5 protein-coding genes and 1 tRNA gene are annotated in these 4,119 nt (G+C 41.7%); 5 read left to right on the forward strand and 1 reads right to left on the reverse strand.

Annotated features, from left to right (window positions below):
• Positions 1-184 precede the first annotated feature (184 nt).
• From NTU69_10815 to NTU69_10835, 5 genes are all read left to right on the forward strand, one after another.
• Positions 185-883, forward strand: coding sequence for a nucleotidyltransferase domain-containing protein (locus NTU69_10815; GenBank protein ID MCX5804001.1), 699 nt, complete (start codon positions 185-187; stop codon positions 881-883).
• The gene (locus tag NTU69_10820; protein ID MCX5804002.1) at positions 843-1,280 is read left to right on the forward strand and encodes a hypothetical protein; all 438 of its coding nucleotides are present in this window, start codon (positions 843-845) and stop codon (positions 1,278-1,280) included. The genes NTU69_10815 and NTU69_10820 overlap by 41 nt, the downstream gene beginning before the upstream one ends.
• A 915-nt stretch (positions 1,281-2,195) precedes the next feature.
• The gene (locus NTU69_10825; GenBank protein MCX5804003.1) at positions 2,196-2,396 is read left to right on the forward strand and encodes a cold-shock protein; all 201 of its coding nucleotides are present in this window, start codon (positions 2,196-2,198) and stop codon (positions 2,394-2,396) included.
• 406 nt (positions 2,397-2,802) lie between these two features.
• Positions 2,803-3,378 carry a nucleotidyltransferase domain-containing protein gene (locus NTU69_10830; GenBank protein ID MCX5804004.1) on the forward strand — a complete coding sequence of 192 codons (576 nt, stop codon included), beginning with the start codon at positions 2,803-2,805 and terminating at the stop codon, positions 3,376-3,378.
• Positions 3,365-3,829, forward strand: coding sequence for a hypothetical protein (locus NTU69_10835; GenBank protein ID MCX5804005.1), 465 nt, complete (start codon positions 3,365-3,367; stop codon positions 3,827-3,829). Before NTU69_10830 ends, NTU69_10835 begins: the two co-directional genes overlap by 14 nt.
• 169 nt (positions 3,830-3,998) lie before the next feature.
• On the opposite strand, the gene NTU69_10840 is transcribed toward NTU69_10835, so the two are convergent.
• Positions 3,999-4,082, reverse strand: a tRNA-Leu gene (locus NTU69_10840).
• Positions 4,083-4,119: the final 37 nt, after the last annotated feature.

Here is a 4,119-nt window from a genome sequence, read left to right on the forward strand (position 1 = left end):
ATCTCCCCGGAAAACCTTGTCATAAGATAATAAGGGGTCAGGCACTGACAAGGGACAGGTTAGCGGATAGAGATGGTGAGAGCAGCTTTCCTTCCGTGGAATAACGGAAGTTAAGGTAATGGAGACATGGCTCAAAAAAAGCAAAGAGTGTTTAAATGCCATGATGAGTGAGAAGTGATTAGTTATGAGTGAAAAATCAAAACAAAATAGATTGCAGTCTGTATCCGAAAAGGTTACAATTGTAACCAATATGATTACAATGACAAAAACCGATCGCTTATCATCGGTATTGTTCGGTAAGGCAAGACGGGGAATTCTCTCGTTGTTTTTCAGCCGCCCTGAAGAAACGTTTTATTTACGTCAAATTGTTCAATTAACAGGGATTGGTTTAGGTCCTATACAGCGAGAATTAAAACAGCTTTCCGATGCCGGGATTATCCACCGAAAAGTACAGGGCAGGCAGGTCTATTTTCAGGCAAACAGAGAATGTCCTATCTTCAACGAATTGAAAAGTATTATCATAAAAACAGTGGGTGTTGGAGATGCCTTAAGGTCTGCGCTCTCATCTCTTGCGAATAGAATTTATATAGCTTTCATTTACGGTTCCTTTGCGAGCGGAGAGGAAAAAAAGGGGAGCGATGTTGACCTTCTCGTGATCGGCGATATAACGCTCAGGGAGGTTGTCTCTTCATTGAGCGAGGCGCAACATGCAATCGGGCGTGAGATTAATCCCACTGTCTATCCTGTTGAGGAGTTTAAAAAGAAAATCAAAGAAAAACATCATTTCTTAAGCAGTGTTATTCACGAACCAGCAATCTTTCTCATAGGAGATATAGGTGAGCTTGAAAAAATGGCTGGAAAACGGCTGGCTGACAGAACATAGAGCGAGCTCTCAGGAGATCAAAGAACTTCTGGGTGTTACAGACCGTGATTTAAAGGAGTGTCAGGTAGAGGGTTTGAGTCCTGACTGGCAACTGGCTATTGCCTATAATGCAGCCCTTCAGGTGGCGGTCGCTGCTCTTGCTGTTTCTGGGTATCGGGCATCACGTGAATCTCATCATTTCAGGGCTATCCAGTCACTTAAGCACACTATCAAACTTGACTCTGCGAGCGTCGACCTTTTTGATTCATTCAGAAAGAAACGAAATATCGGCGGGTATGAAAGGGCGGGTACTGTGTCTGAACAGGAAGCAAAAGAGATGGTTGCACTTGCTCAAAAACTCCGCATAGATATCGAAAAGTGGCTTCAATTGAAGCATCCTGAGCTTTTCAAGGAATGAAACATGCCTGCCCATGACATTATCGACAACCGCAACGAGAATTAGTCAGCCATATCAATCGTATTCTCTCGTCTACCGAATCTGGCCGCTTTGCTGTCGGATGAGCGTTCAGGGTCACATCTTCACGGGCTGTTGCCCAAACAATTTGTGTCTTACGGAAGGCTGTTTCTCTCGCTGCTCCGCTCCGTGAGCTTTACCCACTAATGACCCGTCCTCGCTCAATCCACGAACTCGGACTTTGTCCTCAGACAGCGTGGATTGTCCCCTCGGGAACTCTCGGACGTGCCAAAGTGGGTTTCCCAAACCGTACTCGATGTCGCGCATCGAGTACGGTTTAATTGCGAACATAGTGAGCAACAAAGCTCTTCCGGCAGTAATGGCTATAAAAGACGTATTTGGGCAACAGCCCGTTCAATTGTCAATAGATCTCCCACAAAAATAGGTTTTTAGGCTCAGCCCTTGACTTGTGACAGTATATCAAGCTAACCGGCTCACGAGCTGGCAAGCCTTTATTGATAAACAAGAATATAGTACACACTTCCATTCAGGCCGTTCCAAATATACTTGTCGACGGTTTCACTTAAAGCTTAAAACCCCTTGACAACCTGTTGTAATAGCAGGAGAATTGAGTACATTATTAAGCACACGGTGCAACTTCAACAGGGCGAAATCCCGCGTTCATCTGAACGGCGGGATGGAAAGAAAAGGGGCGAGGTCAATAATTCACGACCTAACCCCATTCTACTTCTATGTATCGCGGAGAAAATGTATTGCAATCTTTTTTTTTTTGTGCAACACTATAATCTGAAGTTTCGGAAGCATTTGTTAGTAGTAACCGCAGAAATAAACATTTTTGTCGTCTCTTCATAACACAGTTCCGTATCCTTCAAAATTCTAAAAAGAGAGGTAGTAGATATGTCAAAAGGTACAGTGAAATGGTTCAACGATTCAAAAGGTTTTGGTTTCATTACGCAGGATGACGGCACAGATGTTTTTGTTCACCATTCTGCTATTCAGGGCAGTGGTTTCAAATCTCTGGCTGAAGGCGAGACAGTAAATTTTGATGTTGTCAGTGGCCCAAAAGGCCCCGCTGCATCAAACGTAGTAAAAGGCTAAGCCCACCAAAGCAGGTTCAGATCCTCTGAACCTGCTTTCTTTTTTTAAACTCCCCGGTGTTTCATACCCATTGCAATATTACAGGTCGGAAGATTATCGTAAAAACGGACCTTCAGGAATTACTCAACGAAACTTAATTTAAAACCACGTGGAGATTATTCTGCTGACGTGAAGGTTCAGAGTCACATCTTCAATTGTCAATTAAATGGCAGGGAACCTCTGGGGCCAGGTCTTGCAATCCAGCAAATCATATAAGACATTTTCCTCATGGCTCGCCAGCTATGGATAGAATACCCGGTTTTCTGTACCACCCTCAGAAGAATACCCGCTATGAAAATTGACTACAAAAAGTATTTGATATTGTAATCTAAAGAGGTTACAATTGTAATACGGAAAGGTTACAGACATGGATATCGTGAAATTATTTAAATCAAAAGCACGTACCGCACTATTTCAGCTTTATTTTACGAATCCGGAAAGCTCTTATTATCTACGGGAGCTTGAAAGGATGTTTGGTATCCCTGTAAGCATTCTCAGAAAGGAGCTCATGCGGCTTGAAGGAGAAGGGGTTTTTCTTTCAGAAAAGAAGGGCAATCTCCTTTATTACCGATTGAATAAAGATTTTCCGCTTTTTGAAGAATTAACGAACATTGTGCGCAAGACTATAGGCATAGAAGGGCTTTTGAAGGACGCTATAAATGATGTTAAGGGTATAGAAGCAGCTTTTATATACGGTTCGTTTGCAAAAGGTAAAGAAATAACAGCAAGCGATGTTGACCTTTGTGTCATTGGGCGAATCAATGAAGATCAGCTTATTGCGAAAATAAATGCTATTGAGAAATCTATAAAAAGGGAGATCAATTATACCCTCTTTACTCCGGAAGAATTTAAAAAGAAAAAGAAGAACAAAGATGTGTTCATACTGGATCTCATTGATAATAAAAAAATAATGCTGAAAGGAAAAGAGGATGTCTTACGATAAATTTGTAAGCGAATATCTTTCCAAGGGATTGATACAGAAACAAAAATCATCTATAACGGATGTTGAAAGACTCCTTATCCGTAGCATAAAAGACCTGAAAACAGCCAGAGCTAACTTGAAGATCGATGAAGGGATTGCATATACGGTTGCATATCTTGCTATGTTGAGAGCAGGCAGGGCATTTATGCTTTTAAAAGGTTTCAGGCCATCTGATGGTTACCAGCATAAGACGGTAGTGGAGTTTATGTATCAGGTGCTTGGTAAGGAATACCGTGACATTATCGAGCATTTCGACAGGATGCGCAGAAAACGTAATATATTTACCTATGAAATTGATATAACCATTTCTTATACAGAGGTAGTAAACGCCCTCCATTCGGGAGAAATATTTGTCGATTTAATAATGGAGCTGGTTAAAAAAGAAAATCCACAAGAGTGCTTGAAGTTGTAAATCAGATAGGGAAATTTGGGGTCACAATAACACAATAACACACTATTATGCTGGCACGCCTGTGAGCCTGCACGCTTAGTTCTCGCGGTAATTACATTGAAACTTTGAAATAAGAAATTGACTCTGACACTGGACATTGATAAGTTAAAAGGTGTTATTATAAGAGAAATGCCGAAGACGGGACTTGAACCCACACAGGCTTACGCCTACCAGACCCTGAACCTGGCGCGTCTACCAATTCCGCCACTTCGGCATTATTTAAACTTATATGGATATGATGGATATGTCAA

This window comes from Pseudomonadota bacterium (assembly GCA_026388215.1).
Lineage (GTDB): Bacteria > Desulfobacterota > Syntrophorhabdia > Syntrophorhabdales > Syntrophorhabdaceae > JAPLKF01.

Coding starts and splice junctions, on each gene's coding strand:
- NTU69_10835 (MCX5804005.1), top strand. CDS start 3,365: ATGTCTTACGATAAATTTGTAAGCGAATATCTTTCCAAGGGATTGATA.
- NTU69_10830 (MCX5804004.1), top strand. CDS start 2,803: ATGGATATCGTGAAATTATTTAAATCAAAAGCACGTACCGCACTATTT.
- NTU69_10815 (MCX5804001.1), top strand. CDS start 185: ATGAGTGAAAAATCAAAACAAAATAGATTGCAGTCTGTATCCGAAAAG.
- NTU69_10825 (MCX5804003.1), top strand. CDS start 2,196: ATGTCAAAAGGTACAGTGAAATGGTTCAACGATTCAAAAGGTTTTGGT.